Genomic DNA, 22081 nt, shown 5'->3' on the forward strand with positions numbered 1-22081 from the left:
GCCCCCGGAACCGCTCAAAGCCCCATCAACGCCTGCAACAGCATCCGGCTCGCCGGCGCCGGCTCGGCCAGCGCGGGCACCGCCAGGTAGCTGACCCGGTGCGCCCAGGGCTCGTCGAGCGGCACGAAGGCCAGGTTCGGGAACTTCGCCTGTTGCTCGAGGCTGGCCTGGGGCAGCAGCCCGATGCCGAGGCCGCACTGCACCATGCGGCTCGCCGAATCCATGCCCTTGACCTGGATGCGCGTGCGCAGCCGCACGCCGTGCGCGAGTGCCTCCCTGGCCACGCGGCTCGCGAGCGCGGTGCCGGGGGGCAGCTCCACCCACTCCTCCTTCAGCAACTGCTCGAAGCGCAGGCGCTTGCGCTTCGCGAGCCGGTGGTGCACGGGCAGGATCACGACCAGCCGCTCGGTGCGGTAGGGCTGCAGCTTGAGGCCGGGGATGTCGCCCTCGGCGACGAACACGCCGACGTCGGCCTTGCGTTGCAGCAGCAGTTCGACGATCTCCGCGCTCGTGTGTTCGGCCAGCTCGATCTTGATGCCCGGGTGCTGCTGCAGGAACAGCGCGAGGTCCTGCGGCAGGTGCTGCACGATGGCCGAGATCGAGGCGACGAGCTGGATGCGGCCCGACACGCCGGCCTGCAGGTTCTGCAGCTCGGCATCGAGGGTGTCGACGTCCTCCATCATCGCGCGCGCATAGCGTGCGATCGACAGGCCCGCCGCGGTCAGGCCGGCGCCGCGCGCCGTGCGATGCAGCAGCTCGACGCCCATGGCGTTCTCGAGTTGCGTGATGCGGCGGCTCGCGGCCGAGGGCACGATGTGCAGGGTGGCGGCCGCGCGCGACAGGCTGCCTTCGTGCTCGATCGCCGCGACGAGCTTCAGGGTGGCGAGGTTCAGGTGGTCGAGCAGGGGGCGTCGGGGTTTCATGGTGCGCGGGGCAGCGTTGCCGCAATGGCAACGCTGCCGTGAATTAATGTCGCTGGGCTTGTGGCGGGGACTGCGTCAGCATGCGGGCCATTCCAACAAGGAGACGCATCCTTCCATGCAGCAGATTCTGAACCTGCGCGATCTCACGATGATCGAGCGCACCCATGCCCGCGGCGGCAAGTTCCGCTACCACCCGCTGCTGTCCGGCCGCGACGGCAGCGTGGGCAACTTCTTCCTCCAGCTCTCGAACACCTTCAACGACTTCGACTCGCCGCGCCACCGCCACAACTTCGACCAGGTGCGCGTGCAGCTCGAGGGCGACGCCGACTTCGCGCGCGATGGCGTCATGAAGCCCGGCATGATCGGCTACTTTCCCGAGGGCGTGTTCTACGGCCCGCAGAGCATCGCGGGCGAATCGCTCACGCTGGTGCTGCAGTTCGGTGGCGCGAGCCGCAGCGGCTACCTGTCGGAGGCGGCGTTCCAGCGCGGCATCGTCGAACTCAAGAAGAACGGGCGCTTCGAGGCCGGCGTCTACAAGGTCGACAAGCCCGAGGGCGGCACGCGCAACCAGGATGCCTACGAAGCCGTCTGGGAGCACATGAACGGCCGCGAGCTGCGCTACCCCGAGAGTCGCTACGACAAGCCGATCTTCATCCGCCCTTCTGCCGCGCAATGGCTGGGCGATGCGCAGCGGCCCGGCGTGGCGCGCAAGCACCTGGGCAGCTTCTCCGAGGCGCGGACCGTGCTGTCGCTGATCGCGCTCGAAGCGGGCCGGAGCATCGAGGTGCCGCCGAACAGCATCGTGTTCGTGCTGGCCGGCAAGGGCCACGCGGGTGACGGCCCGCGCGATTGGGAAGCGCGGTCTTCGCTCTACAGCGGGGAGACGGCCAGCGCGATGACGGCCGATGCCGCGAGCGAGCTGCTGCAGATCGAGCTGCCGAGGCTGTGACCATGCGCGACCCTCAGTCCGACGGCCGGCGCCGTCGCATCGTGCTGGGACTCGGTGCCGCCCTGGCGGCCTCGCCGCTGCCACGCGCCTGGGCCGCGGAGGAATTTCCCTCGCGCCCGATCTCGATGGTGGTCCCGTTCCCGCCGGGCGGCGGTTTCGACACCATCGCGCGGCCGTTCGCGGAGCGGCTCGGCCAGCTGCTCGGACGCGCGGTCGTCGTGGACAACCGCCCGGGCAGCGGCGGCAACATGGGCACCGACTTCGTCGCGCGCGCGCCGGCCGACGGCCATACGCTGCTGTTCGCCAACGACTACCTCGCGACCAATCCGAGCGTGAACCGCAACACGCGCTTCGACCCGCTCAAGGACTTCGCGCCCGTGAGCATGGTCGGCAGCACGCAGGTGGTGATGGCCGTGCGTCCCGACTTCCCCGCGCGCAATTTCGAGGAGCTGGTCGCGCTGTCGAAAAAGCGCTCGCTGAGCTACGGCACGCCGGGCGCGGGCACCTCGCCGCACCTGGTGGGCGAGTACCTCTCGACCATCTCGCCGCTGCAATCGCTGCACGTGCCCTACAAGGGCACGGCGCCGGCGGTCAACGATGCGATGGGCGGGCAGATCGACATGGTCTATGCCACCTCGCCCTCGGTCGCGAGCCAGATCGCGGCCGGGCGGCTGCGCGGCATCGCGGTGTTCGGCGCGCAGCGCAGCACGCAGCTGCCCGAGGTGCCCACGCTCAAGGAGATCGGCGGGCCCTCGGTCGACTACGAGGTCTGGTACTGCCTGTTGGCGCCGGCCGGCGTGCCGCCCTCCGTGCTCGCGACGATCCGCGCCGCCACGCGCAAGGCCCTCGATGCCGACCTGGCCGCGAGGCTGGCGCGCCTGGGCTATGCGGTGAGATCGAGCGAGCCCGAGGCGGTCACGCAGGCGATCCGGCAGGGGCTGGAGCGCTGGAAGGACGTGGTGGCGCGGGCGAAGATCGCGATCGACTAGCCGCGACCTTCTCTCGACGCCCGCGGGCGGATCAGGACACGGACGACTTGTCGCCCTCGTACTCGGCGGCGACGGCCTCGAAGGCCTGCGTCATGGTCCGTGCCAGGGCTTCCACCGACACTTCGACGACCCGGATCCCGGGCTGCTGCGGCGTCTCCGGCGAGGGCGTTTCGCAGCTCAGGTACACGCCGTGCGCGGTGGGGATCAGGAAGCTCAGCACGCGCAACGTGACGTCTCCGAACTGGAGGAAGGCCCAGAGGTCCGGCAAGTCGCCGGGATCGGGCGATGGATCCGGCGCGTCGGCGAGTATCCGGTGGATGTCCACGGGTCCGCGGTCGCCGAAGATGTCCGCCCTGGGCTGGAAGCGGGCCGGGTTGCGGAAGCTCTTCAGGGTCCTGTGCAGCGTGAAGAGGAAGCTGGGCACGTAGACGCCGTTATCGGTCGCGGTCACGTGCGTGCCGGCCGCGTGGATGTCCACCTGCCGCATCGCGAAGCTCTCGGGGTCCTTGGGCGCGATGTCGAACTGCAGGGTCTCCCGGGTGCCGAAGATATGTGCGGGCATGATGGGGCGATTGTCCTTGAAGCCGTCGGTTCGAGGCGCGCCGCTAGGCGCGGCACGCGGGCACGGTCGACGCGAAGCGGCGCCGCGCGGCATTGATGCGCAGGTGGTCGACCGTGCCGCGCAGCGAGACGCCGTTGTCCGAACCGGCCCAGTGGAAGATCCGCGCGCCCGAGTCCTGGAACTGGTGCACGTTGCCGTGGCTGTCGCGGGCATAGCGCACGCTTCGATCGCCGGGGTAGGAGCGGCTGCTCTCGAACAACTCGCGATGGTTCTCGGGCAGCACGCTCTTGCCGGTGTTGTAGGGATCGGTCCCGCGGCCGGGGGAGCGCATGTTGGGATCGTGATGGCCGGGGTTCTCGTAGTGGTCGAACTTGCCGTCGTCGCCGGTGACGCGCGCGAGGATGGGGCGCCCGTGCTGGCCCGTTTCGCCGATCTCCCAATAGGGGATTCTTTCGCCGGCCACCAGCCCCAGCGGATCGATGCCCAGCAGCGGGTTCTCGGCATAGCGCACGAGGTTCTCGCCCGCGCCCAGGCGCAGCGGATCGAGCGAGACGAACTGGCCGCTGCGGGGATCGAAGTAGCGGTGGCGGTTGTAGTGAAGCCCGGTCTCCTCGTCGAAGTACTGGCCCTGGAAGCGCAGCGGATTGCCGACCTCCTCGCACTGCAGCGCGCGGATCGCGCCCCAGGCCGCATGGCTCGCCGACCAGACCGTGCGGCCTTGCCCGTCCGTGAGGCGGGTCGGGCAGCCGTTCGGATCGACGTGGTAGTGGAGGACCGCGCTTCGGTCGCCATCGCGCTCGACGAGCGCGAGCGGCACGAAGGTGGACGGATAGTGCACGTACTCGCGCGCCTTCAGATAGCGCGCGTCGTTCGTTCCGGGGGCGGCCGAGGAACGGCGCGCGCCCGCCAGTTGCAACACGGGGTTCGACGGCAGGGCCGGCGGCGGCCGCGGCACGTCGTTGTCCTCGGTCAGTTCGCCCAGCAGGGTGTTCCCGTCCCAGAAGAACCACGTGGTGCGCTGCGGACCGCGCTTGAAGACGCGCCGGCCGACCGGGTCGTAGCCATAGCGGGTGACGGCCGTTCCCCTGCGGCTCTCGACCAGCCGGTGGTTGGCATCCCAGACGAGCTGCAGCGCGTCCCCGGCCGGCATGGCATCGTGCATCTGCACGAGGTCGCCCGCGCGGTCGAACACGTAGTGGGTGCCCTCGAGGCTGCCCTCGCGCGTCCAGTGCACGGCCTCGGCATCGTTCTCGCCGCCGGCCACGCGGGCCCGCGGCGTCTGCCGCACGCGTGTGTGCAGCCGGTCGCCGGCCGGATCGTGCAGGAAGCGCTGAATCCGGCCTTGCGGGTCCGCATGCTCGAGCAGCTGGCCGAGCGCGTCGTAGCGGTAGAGATCGATCCCCTGCCGGCTGTCGGCGCGGCACTCGAGGTTGCCGGCGCCGTCGTAGTCGTAGCGCGTCTCGAACACCGGGCCCGCATCCTCGAGCAGGCGCTGCGCGGTCAGCAGGTCGCGCTCGTCGTAGGCGAAGCGGCGCTCCAGCCCCGTTCCCAGCCGCTCGCTCAGCGTGCGGCCCAGCGCGTCGCGCGTCATGGCGATCAGCGGGTCGTCGTCGATCGCCATGCCCTGCAGCTGGTTGCCCAGGTCGAACGCGTAGCGCAGGCGATGGCCCGCGCTCGTCTCGCGCAGGATCCGATGGCCGACCTCGTCGTAGCGGTAGTTCGCGCGGAAGCCGCCCTGGCGCTCCTCGAGCAGGTTGCCAACGGCATCGAAGCGCCGCCGCACGTGCATCGCGTCGTTGCGCATCTCCACCAGCTGGCCGAGGCGGTCGTAGACGAAGTGCTCGTGGCGCTGGCGCCCCGCCTGCAGCGGATCGTCGAAGGTCTTGCGCGTGATGCGGCCCATCGCGTCGCACGCGAAGGCCACGCGCTGTCCCAGCGCGTCGACGGTGGCGTTCAGGCGGCCCGCGCCGTCGTAGATATAGCGGCGCGACTGGTTCCAGTAGTCCACCTCCTCGACGATCCGGCCGAGCGCGTCGCGCCGCAGCGCATAGCGCTCGCCGCGCTGGTTGGTCAGCCCGACCAGCCGTTCCTCGGTGTCGTAGTGGTAGCGCACCGCCTGGCCGTCGGGCTGCACGCGAGCGGCGAGGCTGCCGGTCCCGAAGTACTGCATCCGCGTGCGCGCGCCTGCTTCGTCGACGTAGAGCAGCAACTGATCCTCGGCGTCGTAAGCGCAGGCGGCATGGCCGCCTCCGGGGCGCTCGATGCGCAGCGTGCGCCCCTTGGCATCGTGGTGGTAGCGCGTCGTTCGCCCGAGCGCGTCCTGCCGCGCCTTCAGCCGGCCCAGCACGTCGTGCTCGAAGCGGGTGCGCGCGCCCAGCGGATGGGTCAGCACGAGAAGCCGTCCATGTCGGTCGTACTGGAGCTGCGTGACGGCGCCGCGCGCATCGACATGGCGCACGAGCTGTCCGTGCGCGTCGTGCTCGAAGCGCGTGACCGCGCCGCGGGGATCGCGCTGGCTCGCCAGCAGGCCGCGTTCGTCGTAGCCCTGCGACCAGCGCTGCCCGTTCGGGTCGACGACCGCGAGCACGCGGTCCTCGTCGTCGAATTCGTTGCGGATCGTGCTGCCGTCGGGCCAGCGCGTGCTTTGCAGGTTGCCGTGCGCGTCGTAGACGAACGCGGTGCGCAGCCCCTCGGGCCGTGTCACGGCCACGGTGCGGCCCGCGTCGTCGTATTCGAAGGTGGTCACGCCGTCGAGCGGGTCGATCTCCGCGAGCGGCAACCCGGATTCGTCGAACTTGACCACCGTGAGATGACCGAGCGAGTCGGTCGCCTGCGTCTGCCGCAATGCCTCGTCGTAGGCGAAGCGGCAGTCCTGCAGGCCGCCGTCGCCCCAGGCATGCGCCACCCGCCACCGGTCGTCGTAGGCGTAGTGAAAGCTCAGGCCCAGGCGATCCGTGTGGCGGACCATGCGGTGCTGCAGGTAGGCGAACTCCCGTGCCGCGCCGAGTGCATCGACGGCCGCCACGAGATCGCCGCCGGCATGGCGATAGCTCACCAGCGGATGTTCCAGGCCGGTGAGCGGGTCGCGCAGCGCCATCGCCTCGATGCGGCCGCCGCTGGAGCGCACCTCGATGCTGCGTCCCGGCTGCCCGTGCGCGCCGTTCTCGACGATGCGTACCAGCGCGCCGTCCTCGTCGCGCACGAAGCGCCAGCCGTTGCCGCAGGCATCCTCGATGCATGCGATCGGTAGCGCCGCCGCCCGCAGTTCGCCCGCCGGCGAGAGGGCATCGTCGAAGTGAAAGTGCAGTCCGTCCTTGAACCGCACCGTCAGGCGCACGCCCTGCCGCTCGAGGCGTGCGCCGTCCACCAGGTCGCGCACCGGTTCGCGCTCGGACCGGGGCAGGGCGGGGAAGAGCGCGCAGCTGTCCGGCCCGTGCAGGCTCAGCAGGCCGTCGGGTTCGGCCACGAGGCGCAGGTCGGCCGGCGTCTGCCAGCCCTGGCCGCAGTGGCCCGCGAAGTCGTGGTCGCGCGATGCGTAGGCGCGGCTCCAGGTCAGCGGCAGGCGCCCGGGAACGTGGAAGTCCTCGTGCGTCACCGAGACGCTGCCGTCGCGGATGTCCACGGGCTCGGCGCGCAGCACCCGGCACTTGAGGAAGCCCGGCGGCATGTTCTTGAACACGCGCCGCGCGATGCGCGTGTAGGCGCGGCCCAGCGCCTTGAACAGGCCGCGCTGGATCATCGCGCCCCAGGAGATGGTGGGCGGCCCGCCGACGAACACCTGCGGCGGGATCGCCACGTTGAAGGTGGTCGGCAGCATCAGGCTCAGGCGCACGGGCTTGACCAGCTTGCGCGGGCGAAACGGCGGCACCAGGCCGACGATGTTGCAGCCGAGCACCGGCATCGTGATGCGCGAGAACGGATCGCCGTCGGCCAGCACGGTGCGGCTGCCCATGAACAGCTCGTCGTCGAACTGCGGGCCGCCCGGTCCCTTGACGATCGGCATCGGCGCGCCGACCAGGATGTGGAAGTCCACGCCGCCGGTGCCGGCATTGGCGCGCCGCACGCCGGCCACCTCGACCGTGGCGCCGAGCGGCAGCGGGATGCTCTCGGGCATCGCGCCATCGTCCGGCGGCGCGCCGGGCGGCGCCGGTATCCGAGGCGACGCCGTGCCTTCGCCGATGGCGTTCTTGGCGGCCTCGGTCGCGGTGCCGAGCGCGCCCAGTCCCTTGACGATCGGGTTGTCGGGCGACACCTGGATGGTCGGCAGGTAGTCGAACGGGTCCATCACGATGCCGATGTGCACCGTGGGCCACACGCCGGGCGGCGCCAGGTAGGTGTGGGCGTCGATGCCCAGCTGCGGATCGAAATGCTTGGCCGCGAAGAACAAGTGCTTTCCTTGGGGCGTGAAGGAGCCGGCGCGCCTCAGGCGGCCTCGACGAAGGGTTGCGGATCGGGCAGGCGCGCGAACGCTGGCGACTCGCGCCATTCGCCGGGCGAAAGGTCCAGCGGATGCTTCACGTGCGGCAGTCCGCTCCAGGCCGGATCGAGCCACTCGCGGCCCATGGCGACGACGGTGCGAAACACCTCCTCGCCACCCTGCACCAGTTGCTCGCGCTCGCGCAGCTGGCCCTGGAACAGCAGCTCGTAGCGCTGCACCAGTTGCGCTTCGATCGCCGCGATCGCGGCCGGCGGCGGGTGGGGGCCGAGCCGGTGGCCCGCGAGATCGGCCTCGACCAGGGCCGCGCGCGCCTCGCGCTCGTAGGCCGTGGCGCACTGTGCGATGCGCTCGCAGCGTCGGGGATCCTGCATCGCGAGCATGTCCTGCAGCAGCTGCGGCACTGTGCTGTTCGGCCGGTCGGCCCCGGCCATGGCGCGTGCCTCGCGCACGCCGGCCAGCGCCGAGGCCCAGGCCCGGTCGCGTTCGCCGGCGCCGAGCCAGGCCTGGGCCGCGGCGCGCCGGCCCTCGACCGCGAACAGGCTGTTGGGGATGCGGCGGGCCGTTTCGCCCGCCTGCTCGAAGGCCTGGGCCGACTGTTTCATGTCGCCGGCCGCGGCCCATGCGCCGCCCTCGGCCATCCAGCCCTGCATCAGCAGCATCGGGCCCATCGGGTTGCCGGCCTGCGTGGCCTCCGCCGCCGCGGCACGGGCCTGGCGGTAGCGCGCCACCGAGCGCGCGAAGTCGCGCGCCTGCAGCCAGGCGCCGCCCACCATCACGTCGAGCACGGCCCGCTGGTCGGACCAGCCGTTGCGCGTGGCCAGCCGCGCGGCGCGCTCGGCGGTCGCTTCCACGGCGGCCGCGTCGCCGCGACGCAGCAGCATCAGCATGTCGGCATGGAGCTGCCGGAACAGCGCGGCCCCCCCGGCGCCGCCGCCGGCCTGCGCGGCGATCTCGCGCGCGGCTTCCAGGATGTCGAGCGGCGCATCGACCACGCGCACGATCCCCGCGTGCCGCTCCACCAGCGGCTGCCAGGCGCGCGAGTCGCTGTCGTCCACCAGCACCAGCCGCAGCAGCCCGGCATCCTGCGGCGGCACGGGTGCCTGCATGGCCGCGTCGAGCCAGCGCTCGAAGCAGGCGACGTCGCTCACGCCACCCGGTTGCAGCACGACCGACAGCCGCTGGCGGCGCAGGTGGCGCGCCAGCGACAGGCCGGTGTCGACGAAGCCGGCGGCACTGTCGCGGCCGCTCGCGTGTTCCTCTTCCCAGGGGCCGGCCACGCCCTGCTTCGCGAGCTGCGGCCGGTTGTGCGCGACGGTCTCGATCATGGCCTGCCGCAGCTCGCGGCTGTAGCGGTAACCGGTCTCGTAGGCCGCGTCCAGCCGCAGGAACAGGTCGGGCGTGGCGTAGTCGCTGTCCACCATCTGCAGCGCGAAGAAGGCGTCGAGCATGCGCTGCGAGTCGGGCGGCAGCCGCAGCACGACCGCGCGCAGCGAGGCATCGTCGGTGCGCTCCCACCACAGGTCGTGGAGCCGGGCCATGCGTTTTTCGACCGGGTTGCGCACCGGTGCCGCGGAGGACATCGATGCGGCCCTCAGCAGTTCAGGAAGATCTTGGTGCCGTTCACCGTGACACCCGATTCGTCGAGCATCAGCGTGGCGCTGCCCGCGCGCAGCACGATGCGCCCGGGCGTCACCTCCACCGCCGTGCCGTCGACGTTGAGCACCACGCTGGTCGGGCTCGCATGCGTCATGGCGCCCGAGGCGAAGGTATCGAGCGTGCCGCCCTCGGCGCTCACGCCCACGCTGCCCGAGGCCACGGCCGAGAAGTCGCCGCCCTGCGCCAGCAGGCCCATGTTGAGGGCGGCCGTTCCGAACAGGTTGGCGGCCGAACTGGTCAGCGAGACGTCGCCCTGCGCGGTGGCCGAGGCCGGGCCGGCCGGCACGTTGAGCGTCATCGCGTCGTTGTAGGTCGCGGTGTGCGAGCGGGCCGAGACCTGGTAGGCCTGCCCGATGGTGGTGGTCTGGGCCAGCGTGACGTTCCACAGGTCGTTGTCCTGCGCCGTGACGGTGCGGGCCTTGGTGACCGTCAGCGAATCCGTGCCCGTGACCGAGGTGGTCTGGTTGCCCGTGACGCTGGCGGTGCGGTGGGCCTTGGCGATGTGCGTCTGGTCGCCCGTGACCGTCAGGGTCTCGGTGCCGGTGACGGCATGGCTGCGGTTCGACTTGACGCTGACCGCCTCGTCGCCGTCCACGGTCTCGGCGCGCTGGCCGTGGATCGTGACCGTCTCGTTGCGGTCGACGGTTCGGGTGCGGTCGTTCTTGACATGGTGGGTCTCGTCGCGCTCGACGGTCTTGCTGCGGTCGCGGCCCACGGTGTGGACCTCGTCGTTCTCGACCTCGAGCAACTGGTCGCGCTCCGCGTGCAGCCACAGCTGCTCCTCGCCGAGCTTGTCCTCGAAGCGCAGCGCGTTCGCGTTCGCGGCGTTGCCGCCCTCGGAGCTGCGCGAGAGCAGGCCGCTCTGCGTGGCGTTGGCGGGCAGGTCCCAGGGCGGCATGTTGTCCGCGTTGTAGACCCGGCCCGTGATCAGCGGGCGGTCGGGGTCGCCGTACTCGAAGTCGACCACCACCTCCTGGCCCACGCGCGGGATCTGCATGCCGCCGAAGTTGCTGCCGGCCCAGGGCGAGGACACGCGCACCCAGCACGAGCTGCTCTCGTCCTTGCTGCAGTAGCGGTTCCAGTGGAAGCTGAGCTTCACGCGCCCGTACTGGTCGGTCCAGATCTCGCGTCCCGCGGGGCCGGTGACCACCGCCGTCTGCGGGCCCGTGGTGCGCGGCTTGATCGCGTCGGGCGTGGGGCGGAAGATGTTGTTCGCCGGCAGCACCTCGAACTCGACCCGGCAGCGGAACTCCTCCTGCCCCGTCGCGTCGCCCGCTTCCTGCAGCGACAGCCGCGTGGCGGTCACGAGATAGTCGGCATTCGCGCTGTCCTGCGGGTGGTCGGTCAGCGTGAAGCGGTAGCCGGCCGCCAGGCCGCGCAGGTTGCCCGCGCCGCTGGCGACCTGGCCGGGCGCGCCGGTCTCCTCCATCCGTGCGCGCGCGATCTGCTCGCCATCGGCCTCGGCCGCGTAGTTGCCAGGCCAGGCGAACACCTCGCGCGCCGCATGCCGGGTGCGGCGCGGCATCGCCTTGGTGCGCAGCAGGTCGGCCTTGGGCCGCGTGAAGTCGAAGTCGCCCGTGACCCACTGGCCGCTCTGCAAGGCTTCGGCGAGCTGGAAGTGGTGGCAGTGTTCCTCGTTGGACGACGCCTCGGCGGCGCTGAAGGGAATGCGCTCGTAGCCGCCGGCGGGAAAGGGGCCGTGCGCCTGCATGTCGTCGACGATCACCAGCGTGTGGCTGTTGGCCGCGTGCTCGAAGTAGTAGTAGAGGCCCCACTCGTGCAGCAGGCGGCTCGCGAAGTCGTAGTCGGTCTCGCCGTACTGCACCACGAACTCGCGCGGCGGGTAGCTGCCCGTGGCCCGGATCGAGAGCGCGAAGCCGTAGGCGCCGAGCACCTCGTCGACGATGTCGAGCACGTTCCTGTTCTGGAAGATGCGGAAGTCCTGCGTGCGCTGGGCCAGGCTCAGCCAAGATTCGATGACCACTTCATGGAGCGCGCGCCGGCCCTCCAGGCGCAGGAAGCGCGCCCGCGTCACGAGCCCCGAGAGATGGCGCTGCTGCTGCGCGCCGCCGGGGCGGCCGTCGAGCAGGATGTGGACGCCGAACTCCTCGCCGATCAGCGGCTTGAGCTTGATGTTCGCGGCCGAGCGCGCATCGATGGTGGACGACTCCGGCGTGGTCAGCGTGAGCGTGTAGCGATAGGGGCGGCTCAGTGCTTCCTCGCCCTCGATCAGGACGGGTTCGAGCGCGGCCATCCCGTCGAGCACGGGCATGGCGTCGGAGGTCGCGGTGATCTTGCGGCCCCGACTGGAGGCGGGCGTGGGCATGAAACTCCCTGCAACGAAGCGTGAAGGCGAAAAACCGAGCACTGTAGAGAAGCTCGTGACGATCGGCGGTAATAAGCTGCAACCAAATTGCAATGGCGATACATCCATTCCACTACCTTCGACAACGAATATCAGTCGAAGGTATGAAGCTTGGCGTTCGTCGGTGCAGCAGCGTCGAGCCGATGGGGCAAACGTTTTCTTTTCGGGAAGACTCTACTGCCGTTTTTGCCGCGGGAGCACGCGACTACAAGGATTCGTAGTCGCGCGGCGCCGCGGAGTTCAGGCCCTCGACCTCGCGCCGAAGCTGCGGCGGTATGCGCTCGGACTCACGCCCGCCACGCGCTGGAACTGCGCCCTGAAGTTCGCCGCCGATCCCAGCCCGACCTTGGCGACGATCTGCTCGACGCCCAGGCGCGTGCGTTCCAGCAGCTCCTGCGCGCGGCGCACGCGCGCGCGGATCAGCCATTGCGCGGGCGAGACGCCGAACTGGTCCTGGAAGCGCCGGTTCAAGGTTCGCTGGCTGCTACAGGCCTGGCGCGCGAGGTCGTCTAGCGACAGCGGCCGGTGCAGGTTGCGCTCCACCCATGCGAGCAGCGGCTGCAGGTCGCGGTCGGCGGGCAGGTCGAGCGGCTGGATGAACTGGGCCTGGCCGCCCTCGCGATGCAGCGGCACCACCGACAGCCGCGCCACCCGCGCCGCGACGGCCGCGCCGAAGTCCTTGCGCACCATGTGCAGGCACAGGTCCAGCCCCGCCGCCGCGCCCGCGGAGGTCAGGATCCGGCCGTGGTCGATGTAGAGCACCTTGGCATCGACCTCCACCCGCGGATGGAGCTCGGCGAGCAGCGGCGCCGCGACCCAGTGCGTGGTGGCGCTCAGTCCGTCGAGCAGGCCGGCCTGCGCCAGCACGAAGGCGCCCGAGCAGATGGAGGCGATGCGCGCGCCGCGTGCCGAGGCCGTGCGCAATGCCTGCAGCACGGCTCGGCCGATCGGTGCCGCGGGATCGGCGATGCCGGGCACGACGATGGTCTGCGCCTCATCGAGCACCGAGAGCCCGTGCCGGACCGTGAGCGTGAAGCTGCCGTTGTCGAAGGACTTCCGTTCGCCGCAGACCGCGATGCGGTAGCAGGGCTGGCCGGGCGCGAGCTCCGCGTGGCCGAAGACCTCGCAGGCGCTCGCGAGATCGAAGGCGATGAGGCCGGGCAGGGCGAGCACCGCGAGCCGGTGCGGCGTGGTCTTCGGGGCGCTGGGTGTCATGGCGGCGGATTCTTCCATGGATGGCGGAAAACAGTCGAAGCTTGTCAATCCGGCCACTTTCGCTTCGGGCCATGCACCGGGAGACTATGGAGGTTCCCGCCATGGAGTTGCTCTTGCCGTCCCGAGCCCTGCGCCTTTCCCGTCTCCGGCTTTTCTGCCTGCTCGAAGCCGCCACGCTGCTGGTCCTGCTGCTGGTCGCGGTGCCGATGAAACACCTCGCCGGCCTGCCCTGGGCCGTGAGCCTCATGGGGCCGCTGCATGGCCTCGTCTTCCTGGGCTTCTGCTGGAAGGTCGTGAACGCGGCAACGCTCGAGGACGTCTCCGCGCGCATGGGCTTCAAGCTCGTGCTCTTCGCCTGCCTGCCGGGCGGTGGCTTCCACAGCTGGAAGCTGCTCGACCGCGGGCCGGCCGCATGAGCTACCTGTGGCTCAAGGCCCTGCATCTGGCCGCGGTGCTCGCCTGGACCGGCGGCCTGCTGCTGCTCGGCGTGGCGGTCGCCGCGCTCGGCCGTTCGGGCGGCGTGCTGCTGCCGCACGAGAAGCGCATGGGGCAGGCCTTCCTGCGCTGGGACCGCCGCGTCACCGTGCCGGCGATGGTGGCGGTGTGGGGCCTGGGGATCGCGCTCGCGAGCCTGGGCGGCTGGTTCGGCGCGGGCTGGCTCTACGCGAAGCTGGTGCTGGTGTTCGCGCTGTCGGGGCTGCACGGCGTGCTGTCGGCCTGCCTCAGAAGGCAGGTCGAGGGCACGAACACCCGCGAGCGTGCATGGGTCCGGATCGCTCCGGGGCTGTGCGTCGCGGCGCTCGGCGGCATCGCGCTGCTCGTCGTGCTCAAGCCCTGAGATCCAGTCCGGCTCGGTCCGTCGCGCCTGCTCAGCGATCGATCCGCGCGACGAACTCCTCGCTCGTCATCACATGCGCGGTCGAGAAGGCCAGGATGGTCAGCGTGGCCTCGTGCACCGCCTCGGCCGGCATCGCGCCCTGGCCCACGTCGGGGTAGTCGAAGGTGCCGGTCGCATCCGACAGGAAGGCCACCTTGTAGTTGCGGAACATCGCGTCGCGCGCCGTCGCATGGCAGCAGTTCTCGGTGGTGGTGCCGGTGATCGCCACGGTGTCGATGCCCCATTCGCGCAGGATCAGGTCGAGGTCGGTCGCGAAGAAGCCGCTGTAGCGGTGCTTCTTGACCACGTGCTCGCCCGCGGCCGGCGCGAGCGCCGCGAAGATCTCGCTGCCGGGTGTCTCGTCGACCAGCGCGCTGCGATCGGCGATCGGGCCGTAGAGGTCGTCGTACAGGCCCATGTCGCAGCCGTCGCGCCGGTGCACGTGCGCGGTGTAGATCACGCGGATGCCGCGCTCGCGGCAGGTGGCCAGGGTGCGCGCCAAGGTCGGCACCATGGCCGCGGCCTGGGCCGAGCGCAACTGGGCGCCCTCGGCGACGAAGTCGTTCTGCATGTCGACGACGATGACGGCGGTGGTCGCCGGATTGATGCGATCGATCTGATAAGGCATATTGGCCCCTCGGTGGGTGAGTCGGATGGTGGCGGGTGCGGCGATCTTGGGTCGCGCCGGCCGTCCGCGCTGGCCCCGGCTTGCCAAGCTTTGTTCTCCACCTGCCATCCGTTCCATGAAAACCCTGGTCGAACCCGGCGACAGTTTCGAGAAGTGGCACCAGGTCACGTGCCGCAGCTACTCGGTCACGCAGTGCGCGAACGCGCCGGGCGGCGCGGCGTTTCGCGCCAGGGTGTCGCAGCGCGGGCTGGGCGCGCTCGCGCTCAACGAGATCGAATCGAAGCTGCCCGGCGCGGCGACGATCCGCGTCACGCGCGGCGCCACCGACATCCGGCGCGATCCGCGCGACGACTTCTTTCTCTGGTTCGCGCTCGGCGGCAACACGCGCTTCAGCCAGGACGAGCGGCGCGTGAGCATGCGCCCCGGCGACATGGTGCTGCACGACCAGTCGCGTCCCTTCAGCCTCGAGTTCGGCGAGTGGTCGCATGCTGTCATGGTCGCGATCCCGCGCGCGTTGCTGACCAGCCGCATCGGCGCGGCCGACGAATTCGTGGCCCGGCCGGTCGGCCGGGACGCGAAGCTGGCCGCGCTCGCGGGATCGGTGCTGCAGCAGCTGATGGCGCTGCACGACGATGCGCCGCCAGCGCTCGCGCAGGCCGCGATGGACATCTGGTCGACGGCGCTCGAGGCGGAGCTCTCGCCCTCGCAGGTCGACGCCGGTGCGCGCGACGGGCGCCTGGCGGCCGTGAAGCGCTACCTCCGTGTCCGGCTCGGCGACCCGACGCTCGACGGCGAGACCATCGCGCGCGACTGCCACCTGTCGCTGCGCACGCTGATGCGGCTGTTCGCCGCCGAGGGCACCACGCCCGGCCGCTGGCTCTGGCAGCAGCGGCTCGAGGCCAGCTACCGGGCGCTCGCCGAAGGGCGCGTGCGACAGGTGTCGCAGGCCGCGCTCGAGTTCGGCTTCACCGACCTCAGCCATTTCAGCCGCGCCTTCAAGGCGAGGTTCGGCCGCACGCCGAAGGACGTGCAGCGCCAGGGCGGATGAACACGAAGGGGATGAACGAGATGGCCGGCAAGGCGCCCACCACGATCGACGACTACATCGCCGCCGCCCCGCCCGAGGCCCATGCGCACCTGCGGCGCCTGCGCGCGCTGCTGCGGCGCGTGGCACCCGAGGCCCGGGAGGCCATCAAGTGGGGCACGCCCTTCTTCGTCGAGCCGCGCTTCCTGTTCGCCTTCTCCGCGCACAAGGCCCACCTGGGCTTCGCCCCCTCGGCCGCGGCGCTCGAGGCGTTCCGCAAGGAACTGGCCGGGCATCAGACCACCAAGGAACTGCTCAAGGTCCGCTATGACGAACCGCTGCCCGAGGACCTGATCCGCCGCATCGCCGAGCACCGACTGCGCGTGGTGAAGGCGCGCGAGGACGATTCGTTCTGGTGAAGCGCGGGCCGGCCGGCCGGCGGCGAGAATGAAGCGCAGAGCCCCAGCCAGGACACCAGATTGCACGACATCGATCGCCCGGACCCTTCGCCTCGCTTCGCCAACCTTGCCACCGCCGCATCGGCCCTCGCGGAGGCCGAAGCGCTCGTCGCGCGGCTGCTGCCGCTGAGCACGCCCGCCGACAGCGCCTCGCCCGATCTGCAGGAGCACCTGGCCTCGGCCTGGCTCCGGCAGATCGAGGCGCTGGACGCGCTCGGGCGCACGGCCGAGGTGGTGGCGGCGGCCGATGCGCTGTGCGCGCATTTCGAGCCCGGTGCGCGCGATGTGCTGGCGCCGGTGTTCGCGCCGGTCGCGGCCTGGCCGTGGATCGCGCGTGCGCAGTGCGAGAAGGCTCGCGCGCTGGCTGCGACCGGCCACGCCGAGGCCGCGCTGGACCTGCTGCGGGAGGTACAGCGCCGCTTCGAGCAGGCGCAGTCGCCGGCGCTGCGCGAATGGATCGTCGCCGCGGGGCTCGAGGAGGCGAGGCTGCGCGCCGCCGGCGGCGCGACCTTCGCGCGGGTCGACATGGTGCGGCATTGCGAGGACCTGGCGCGGCGCTTCGGCGGCGACGACTGGCCCGCGACGCGCGTGCTCGTGGCCCGCGTGCGCGCCGTGCAGGCCCGGATGCTGGCGGAGCTCGACTACCACGACGAGGCGCTGAAGAAATACGCGGCCCTGCATGAGGACCTGCAAGCCGCCACCGAACCCGCGCTGAAGGCACGAGCCGCCGACGCGCAGCATGCCCATGCACGCCTGCTCGAGACGCTGGGCCGCAACGAGGAAGCCCGTGCGCTGCTGCACACCCTGATCGCCGCGCACGCCGATGCCGCCGAGCCCGAGCGGCGCCAGACCCTCGCACTGGCGCGCACCGACCTCGCGCTCGCCTTGCAGCGCCACCTGCTGCGCGGCGCGCAGGACGAGGATCTCGAGGAGCGCCTGCTCGCGGCCTGCGATGCGGTGCTGGACCCGCATGCGGACAGCGACGATGCCACCGTGTTGCGCTGCGTGAACCGCATCCTGCGCGTCAAGGCACAGCTGCTGCGCGACCGCGATGCCGAGCCCGACGATGAGGACCGCGCCGACGAACTGGCCGAATGGCAATGGTCGCGCTATGCCGGGCATCCCGATGCGCAGGTCCGCCAGGAGCTGCTGCTCGCGATGCTCGACCAGCTGGTGCCGCTCGACGACCCGGCACGCGAGCTGGCCGGTTACCGCCGCCTGCTCGATCGTTTCGGCGACGACCGCAGCGCGCTGCTGCAGCCGCAGCTGGCACGCACGCGGCTGCTCGAGGCCTGGGCCCTGCGCGCGCTCGATCGGGGCGACGAGGCGCTGTCGGCGCTCTCGGAACTCGATGCGCTGCACGCCGAGTCCGCCGATGCCTACACGCGCCTGCAATGCGTGCACGGCCGCATCGAGCGCGCGAAGATCCTTTGGGCCCGCGGCGATGTCGAGGCCGCGCTGCGCGCGCTCGAAGGCTGGACCGAGGCCCGCGGTGCCGAGGACACCGCGCTGCGCCGCGCCATCGCGCGCGCCATGGACCTGCGCTGCGACATCCTGCAGGCGCAGGCCCCCGCCGCGCATCCGCGCCCCGACGGCAAGGACGAGGAGGGCCGCGCGATCGAGGTCGCCGTGACCGAGGTCGAGGAGCGCTATGCCGTGGCTGTCGATGCGCTCGTCGCGCGTTTCGCGAAGGATCCGGTCGAGGCCCTGCGCACGATCGCGGTGAAGGCGCAGTACGCGCTCGCGGCCCATTGGCGCGGTCGCCTGCAGTTCCAGCGCGCGGTCGATGCCTATGCGGCGCTGCTGCAGGCCTTCGCGGCCGACACCGGTTCCGAGGTCGAGGGCGTGGTCGCCAGCGCCTACCTCAACCAGGCCTACGCATTGATGATGCTGCTGGGCCGCGAGGCCGATGCCCTGCCGGTCTACGACGCGCTGCTCGCGCGCTTCCCGAATGCCACCGGCGCATCGATGCGCGACACGCTGGCCAAGGCCGCGGCCAGTCGGCTGACCTGCCTCAACCGGCTGCAGCGCCAGGGCGCGGCGGTGAGCTATGGCGACCAGTACGAGGACCTGACGCTGGCGCAGCGCGACGAGATCGACGCCACCATCGAGCGCGGGCGCGTGCTGGCGGTGGAGGGCAAGCATCGCGAGGCCATCGCCTGCTACGACGAGGTGCTGCAGGCCCATGTCGAATCGCTGCATCCCGAGCTGCGGCGCCATTGCCTCGACGCGATGGTGCGCAAGGGCTACAGCCTGGGCTGCCTGTCGCAGCGCGAGGCCGCGCTGGCGGTCAATGACGAGGTCATCGCGCGCTATGGCAACGAACTCTCGACCTCGGCCGAGAAGGACGTCGCGCTCGCGATGTCGAACCGAGCGGTGCAGCTCGACAAGCTCGGCCGCCGCGCCGAGGAGCTGCAGACCTACGACGCGATCATCGTGCGCTGGGCCCGCTCCGACGTCGCCTACCTGCGCGAGCGCGTGGCCAATGCGCGCTTCTGCAAGGCGATCACCATCGCCGACACCGACCTGGATGCCGCGCTGGCGCTCTATGGCCATGTGATCGACACCTGCCTGCAGGCGCCCGAGGTCGCGCTGCGCACCTATGCCGCGAAATCCAGCGTCAACCGCGGCGTGCGGCTGCGCAAGGCCGGCCGCTACGAGGAGGCCGTGGCCTGCTGCGAGGCGCTGGTGGAGGCCTGCGGCGAAGAGGCCGACAAGGGCATCGCGGCCCAGGTCGTGAAGGCGCGCATCGGGCTCGCGCGCAGCTATGGCCACGTGGGGCAGGTGGAGCGGCAGGTCGAGACGCTGGAACTGCTGCTGGCCCTGCCCGCCGGAAAGATCGACGAGGGCTTGTGCGCCGAGCTGCGCGCGGAGTATCAGCAGCTGCGGCCGTCGCCGCTGGTCAAGGCGGCACGGGCGCTGGGCGCGTTGTTCGGCCCGAAGAAATGAATCCCGGCGCTACTGCCGGATCTTGCCCGCGTTGCTGAGGATCGTGAGCTCCACGAAGCGCGTGCCGTTGCCGCCGGCATTGGGGCCGAGGTCGACCACGTAGCCACCGAAGTCGAAATTCACCAGCGAGGCCAGCGCCGCCGCCATGCCTTCGCGCGTGGGGGTACGCCCTTGCCGGCGCACGGCCTCGGCGATCACGCGGCCCGTGATGTAGCCCTCGAACATCGAGTAGCTGACCGGCACCTCCAGCGTCTGCCCGGCCGTGGCCTCGATGAACTCGCGCGTCAGCTTGCTCGAGATGCGGAACGGGCTCGGCGTGACCTGCGCGATCACGATGCCCTGCATGTGCTGTTCCGACAGCCGCTGCGAGAGCTGCTCCACGTCGACGCCCGAATGCGCGACCAGTTGCGCCGTGCCCTTGGGCGCCATGCGGTAGCGTTCGATGAAGGCCGCGGCGGCGCCGGTGCTGGTCAGCATCACGATGGCCTGCGGCGGCTCCTTGAGGAAGGCCTCGGCGGCGTCGCCCACCTTGGTGGTGCCCGCCGGGTACGAGGCCCGCACCACGATGCGCGACGACGAGGCCGCGGCCAGCTCGTCCATCAGCTTGAGCAGTTCGCCGGACGCGGGCACGTCCTCGTAGAAGACGCCGAGCCGGTTGATGCCGATGGTGGCGAGGTGGCGCGTGATCTTGGTCAGCTCCTCGCGCAGGTCGGCATGCATGTTGAACAGCAGCGGCGGCGGCGCGCGCAGTTCGGACGAGCGATAGCCCACCAGCGCGAGCTTCTCCTTCTCGAGCGTGCCCGAGGCCACGAGCGCCGCGATGTTGCGCGTGCCGAAGTAGCCCGCGAGCACCATCGGCCGGTTCTCCGCGACCAGGGCCCTGGTCAGCGCCACGGTCTGCTCGGGCTGGCCCAGGTCGTCCTTGCGCACCAGGCCCAGCGTGTGGCCGTTGATGCCGCCGGCCTTGTTGATCGCGTCGAAGCTCAGCTTGAGGCCGACCCCGAAGGCCCGTCCCTGCCGCGCCTCGAGCCCCGACATCGGGGCCACCTGCCCGACCACCACCTGCACCGCCGCAGCCGGCAGCACCGCAGCCGCCATCGTGGCGGCCGCGAGCAGCGGACGCCAGAACGCCATCGAATTCATCTGTCTCTCTCCGTCTCCGGGCGGTGAACGCCCCTTCTTGCAAGGGCCGGATCTTGGTGTCCGGGCGGGGCGGAGGATAACGGAAAACGGTGTGCTTGCGCGCGGGCGCTCTGTCAGTCCTCGCGCGCCGCCATCCGCCCCGCTTCGCGATCGAAGGCCTCGTACTGCCCGTCGCAGAACAGCTCGCACAGCCGGTCGAGCTCGCCGCGGTCGCGGGTCTCGAACACCGCGACGTCCTGTTCGAGCTTGCCCTTGCCGAAGAAACCCTTGCGCGGGCGCATCGCCACCGACTGCAGCTGGTACTCGCCGCGCCGGTCGGTGCCGTCGCCCAGCAGCGTGACCCACAGCTCGCGCTGGTCGGCCTCGTGGCGCAGCACCAGCGCGGGCAGCGGGCCGTCCTGCTGCTCGTTCCATTCGCGGTGCTGTTCCTGCCACGGATGTGCATCGATCGCGGCCATGAAGCCGACGAGCGTGGTCTCGCCCTGCGGGTGGGTCTGCTGGAAGTCGTCGCCGACCTTCTGGATTGCGTAGCTCAGCATGCGGTGGAGCGCCGGAGCGCCCAAGTGATGTCGATGACCGAGTGTGCCCAGGCGCGCGATGCGGGCGTGTCGGTCGCCGCCCCGTCTTCCTCAACCCGCGGCGGGGCGAGACAGCGGCCGCGGCGCGCGCGCGGCGCGGTGCTCCTGCAGCAGGGTCAGCATCACGGTCAGCCCCATGAAGACCACCGCGGCCCAGAAGACGCCGCTGAAATGCCCGCGGTCGAGCAGCCAGCCGAACAGCATCGGGCCGACCGCGCCGCCGATGTTGAAGCCCGTGGAGACGATGCCGAAGGCGCGGCCCTCGGCGCCGGGCGGTGCGGCGGCGCGCACGAGCATGTCGCGCGAAGGCGTGATCACGCCGGTCAGGAAGCCGGTGGCGCCCAGGCACAGCACGAGCGCGAGATCGGGCAGCCGGCCCCAGGCGGCGAGCGCCGCGAGCATGGCCGCGAGCGCGAACGCGACGGCCGCCACCAGGCCGTGGCGGCGCGTGCGGTCGGCCAGCGCGCCGCCGGCCAGCACGCCGAAGGCGCTGGCGAACAGGAAGGCCGTGACCGCCGCATTGGCCCAGGTGAGGTTCACGCCATAGCCGCCGACCAGCGCCGACACCGAGAAGCTGCCGATCGAGTTCGTGCTGAGGCTCAGCAGCACGTAGAGCAGCGTCAGCGTGAGGATCGCGGGCGTGAGGATGCGCACGCCAGCCCCGTTGCCGCCAGCGGTCTTCGGCTTGCTCGCGGGCCGTGCGGCAAGGGCCGGCTTCTCGCCCGCGAACAGGAAGGCCCAGGCGAGCAGTCCGGCGAGGCCGGTGGCGGCGAAGGCCCAGCGCACGCCCAGGGTGCTGGCGATGCCCATCAGCAGGGCCGGCGCGATGGCACCACCGACGAAGCCCGCGAAGGTGTGGACCGAGAAGGCCTTGCCCATGCGCGCGCTGTCGATGCCAGCGGAGAGCATCGCGTAGTCGGCCGGGTGGTAGACGCCGTTGGCGATGCCCGCCAGCGCCATCGCGACGAGCAGCCAGGCGTAATGGCCCGAGAACGCGAGCGAGCCGAAGGCCGCGCTGCCCAGCAGCAGGCCGGCCATCAGCAGGCGCCGCGCGCCGAAGCGGTCGACCGCGAAGCCCAGCGGCGCCTGCACCAGCGCCGAGACCACGTTGAACACGCTGAGCGCGAGGCCGAGCTCGACGAAGCTCAGGCCCCAGGCGGCGGGCAGCACCGGCAACAGCGCGGGCAGCGCCATGATGTGCAGGTGGCTGACGAGATGGGCGGCGGAGACCTGCGCGAGCAGGCCGGTCTTGGGAAGGGGCATGGCCGGGGGCGTCGAAAGGACGGCGCATTGTGCGGCAAGCCCGGCGTCCGCGCTTGCCACCCCC

17 protein-coding genes are annotated in these 22081 nt (G+C 71.1%); 7 read left to right on the forward strand and 10 right to left on the reverse strand.

The window, feature by feature from the left end; translation table 11 throughout:
- Positions 1 to 14 precede the first annotated feature (14 nt).
- A complete protein-coding gene (locus tag ACODT0_RS01810) occupies positions 15 to 923 on the reverse strand; it encodes a LysR family transcriptional regulator (protein WP_296726720.1) in 909 nt (302 codons plus the stop codon).
- Between the two features lie 115 nt (positions 924 to 1038).
- On the opposite strand from ACODT0_RS01810, the gene ACODT0_RS01815 reads away from it, so the two are divergent.
- Together ACODT0_RS01815 and ACODT0_RS01820 are read left to right on the forward strand one after the other, a co-directional pair.
- Entirely contained in the window at positions 1039 to 1872 is an 834-nt protein-coding gene (locus tag ACODT0_RS01815) for a hypothetical protein (RefSeq protein ID WP_489040382.1), read from the forward strand.
- Positions 1873 to 1874: 2 nt separating this feature from the next.
- Complete coding sequence (locus tag ACODT0_RS01820; RefSeq protein ID WP_057594120.1) at positions 1875 to 2861, forward strand: Bug family tripartite tricarboxylate transporter substrate binding protein; 987 nt, start codon at positions 1875 to 1877, stop codon at positions 2859 to 2861.
- A 31-nt stretch (positions 2862 to 2892) separates the two neighbouring features.
- Here the strand turns inward: ACODT0_RS01820 and ACODT0_RS01825 are convergent, their stop codons facing one another.
- The 5 genes from ACODT0_RS01825 to ACODT0_RS01845 all read right to left on the reverse strand — a co-directional run bounded on the left by ACODT0_RS01825 (position 2893) and on the right by ACODT0_RS01845 (position 13097).
- Positions 2893 to 3423, reverse strand: a complete 531-nt coding sequence (locus ACODT0_RS01825) for a hypothetical protein (RefSeq protein ID WP_057594121.1) — start codon at positions 3421 to 3423, stop codon at positions 2893 to 2895.
- Positions 3424 to 3466: 43 nt separating this feature from the next.
- The gene (locus tag ACODT0_RS01830; protein ID WP_489040383.1) at positions 3467 to 7810 is read right to left on the reverse strand and encodes an RHS repeat-associated core domain-containing protein; all 4344 of its coding nucleotides are present in this window, start codon (positions 7808 to 7810) and stop codon (positions 3467 to 3469) included.
- 35 nt (positions 7811 to 7845) lie between these two features.
- Positions 7846 to 9441 (reverse strand): hypothetical protein, encoded by a 1596-nt coding sequence (locus ACODT0_RS01835; protein WP_296726729.1) that lies wholly within the window; start codon positions 9439 to 9441, stop codon positions 7846 to 7848.
- A gap of 11 nt (positions 9442 to 9452) precedes the next feature.
- Positions 9453 to 11843 carry a type VI secretion system Vgr family protein gene (locus ACODT0_RS01840; RefSeq protein ID WP_489040384.1) on the reverse strand — a complete coding sequence of 797 codons (2391 nt, stop codon included), beginning with the start codon at positions 11841 to 11843 and terminating at the stop codon, positions 9453 to 9455.
- A gap of 279 nt (positions 11844 to 12122) precedes the next feature.
- Positions 12123 to 13097 carry a GlxA family transcriptional regulator gene (locus ACODT0_RS01845; protein WP_489040385.1) on the reverse strand — a complete coding sequence of 325 codons (975 nt, stop codon included), beginning with the start codon at positions 13095 to 13097 and terminating at the stop codon, positions 12123 to 12125.
- Between the two features lie 101 nt (positions 13098 to 13198).
- Here ACODT0_RS01845 and ACODT0_RS01850 point away from each other — a divergent pair, with 101 nt between their 5' ends.
- Together ACODT0_RS01850 and ACODT0_RS01855 are read left to right on the forward strand one after the other, a co-directional pair.
- Positions 13199 to 13513 carry a DUF3817 domain-containing protein gene (locus ACODT0_RS01850; RefSeq protein WP_489040386.1) on the forward strand — a complete coding sequence of 105 codons (315 nt, stop codon included), beginning with the start codon at positions 13199 to 13201 and terminating at the stop codon, positions 13511 to 13513.
- Entirely contained in the window at positions 13510 to 13935 is a 426-nt protein-coding gene (locus ACODT0_RS01855; protein WP_489040387.1) for a CopD family protein, read from the forward strand. Before ACODT0_RS01850 ends, ACODT0_RS01855 begins: the two co-directional genes overlap by 4 nt.
- Before the next feature lie 31 nt (positions 13936 to 13966).
- Here the strand turns inward: ACODT0_RS01855 and ACODT0_RS01860 are convergent, their stop codons facing one another.
- Complete coding sequence (locus ACODT0_RS01860) at positions 13967 to 14602, reverse strand: cysteine hydrolase family protein (protein WP_057594126.1); 636 nt, start codon at positions 14600 to 14602, stop codon at positions 13967 to 13969.
- A gap of 115 nt (positions 14603 to 14717) precedes the next feature.
- Here ACODT0_RS01860 and ACODT0_RS01865 point away from each other — a divergent pair, with 115 nt between their 5' ends.
- From ACODT0_RS01865 to ACODT0_RS01875, 3 genes are read left to right on the forward strand one after another with little or no spacing between them, the layout of a single operon-like run.
- Complete coding sequence (locus ACODT0_RS01865; RefSeq protein ID WP_489040388.1) at positions 14718 to 15650, forward strand: helix-turn-helix domain-containing protein; 933 nt, start codon at positions 14718 to 14720, stop codon at positions 15648 to 15650.
- An 11-nt stretch (positions 15651 to 15661) separates the two neighbouring features.
- A complete protein-coding gene (locus tag ACODT0_RS01870) occupies positions 15662 to 16045 on the forward strand; it encodes an iron chaperone (protein WP_489040389.1) in 384 nt (127 codons plus the stop codon).
- A gap of 60 nt (positions 16046 to 16105) precedes the next feature.
- Positions 16106 to 19033, forward strand: coding sequence for a hypothetical protein (locus ACODT0_RS01875; RefSeq protein WP_489040390.1), 2928 nt, complete (start codon positions 16106 to 16108; stop codon positions 19031 to 19033).
- 9 nt (positions 19034 to 19042) lie between these two features.
- Here the strand turns inward: ACODT0_RS01875 and ACODT0_RS01880 are convergent, their stop codons facing one another.
- The 3 genes from ACODT0_RS01880 to ACODT0_RS01890 all read right to left on the reverse strand — a co-directional run bounded on the left by ACODT0_RS01880 (position 19043) and on the right by ACODT0_RS01890 (position 22017).
- Positions 19043 to 20176, reverse strand: a complete 1134-nt coding sequence (locus ACODT0_RS01880; protein WP_422098830.1) for an ABC transporter substrate-binding protein — start codon at positions 20174 to 20176, stop codon at positions 19043 to 19045.
- A 113-nt stretch (positions 20177 to 20289) separates the two neighbouring features.
- Positions 20290 to 20715: a hypothetical protein gene (locus ACODT0_RS01885; RefSeq protein ID WP_422098831.1), complete on the reverse strand. Its 426-nt coding sequence runs from the start codon at positions 20713 to 20715 to the stop codon at positions 20290 to 20292.
- A gap of 90 nt (positions 20716 to 20805) precedes the next feature.
- On the reverse strand, positions 20806 to 22017 hold the full coding sequence (locus ACODT0_RS01890) for an MFS transporter (protein ID WP_489040391.1): 1212 nt from the start codon (positions 22015 to 22017) through the stop codon (positions 20806 to 20808).
- Positions 22018 to 22081: the final 64 nt, after the last annotated feature.

The organism is Variovorax sp. FG153, assembly GCF_057809595.1.

Bases quoted from the DNA above. Each gene is read 5' to 3' on its own strand.
- ACODT0_RS01810 (WP_296726720.1), bottom strand. From the start codon at position 923: ATGAAACCCCGACGCCCCCTGCTCGACCACCTGAACCTCGCCACCCTG.
- ACODT0_RS01860 (WP_057594126.1), bottom strand. From the start codon at position 14,602: ATGCCTTATCAGATCGATCGCATCAATCCGGCGACCACCGCCGTCATC.
- ACODT0_RS01850 (WP_489040386.1), top strand. From the start codon at position 13,199: ATGGAGTTGCTCTTGCCGTCCCGAGCCCTGCGCCTTTCCCGTCTCCGG.
- ACODT0_RS01885 (WP_422098831.1), bottom strand. From the start codon at position 20,715: ATGCTGAGCTACGCAATCCAGAAGGTCGGCGACGACTTCCAGCAGACC.
- ACODT0_RS01870 (WP_489040389.1), top strand. From the start codon at position 15,662: ATGAACGAGATGGCCGGCAAGGCGCCCACCACGATCGACGACTACATC.
- ACODT0_RS01845 (WP_489040385.1), bottom strand. From the start codon at position 13,097: ATGACACCCAGCGCCCCGAAGACCACGCCGCACCGGCTCGCGGTGCTC.
- ACODT0_RS01890 (WP_489040391.1), bottom strand. From the start codon at position 22,017: ATGCCCCTTCCCAAGACCGGCCTGCTCGCGCAGGTCTCCGCCGCCCAT.
- ACODT0_RS01840 (WP_489040384.1), bottom strand. From the start codon at position 11,843: ATGCCCACGCCCGCCTCCAGTCGGGGCCGCAAGATCACCGCGACCTCC.
- ACODT0_RS01880 (WP_422098830.1), bottom strand. From the start codon at position 20,176: ATGAATTCGATGGCGTTCTGGCGTCCGCTGCTCGCGGCCGCCACGATG.
- ACODT0_RS01865 (WP_489040388.1), top strand. From the start codon at position 14,718: ATGAAAACCCTGGTCGAACCCGGCGACAGTTTCGAGAAGTGGCACCAG.
- ACODT0_RS01855 (WP_489040387.1), top strand. From the start codon at position 13,510: ATGAGCTACCTGTGGCTCAAGGCCCTGCATCTGGCCGCGGTGCTCGCC.
- ACODT0_RS01815 (WP_489040382.1), top strand. From the start codon at position 1,039: ATGCAGCAGATTCTGAACCTGCGCGATCTCACGATGATCGAGCGCACC.
- ACODT0_RS01820 (WP_057594120.1), top strand. From the start codon at position 1,875: ATGCGCGACCCTCAGTCCGACGGCCGGCGCCGTCGCATCGTGCTGGGA.
- ACODT0_RS01835 (WP_296726729.1), bottom strand. From the start codon at position 9,441: ATGTCCTCCGCGGCACCGGTGCGCAACCCGGTCGAAAAACGCATGGCC.
- ACODT0_RS01825 (WP_057594121.1), bottom strand. From the start codon at position 3,423: ATGCCCGCACATATCTTCGGCACCCGGGAGACCCTGCAGTTCGACATC.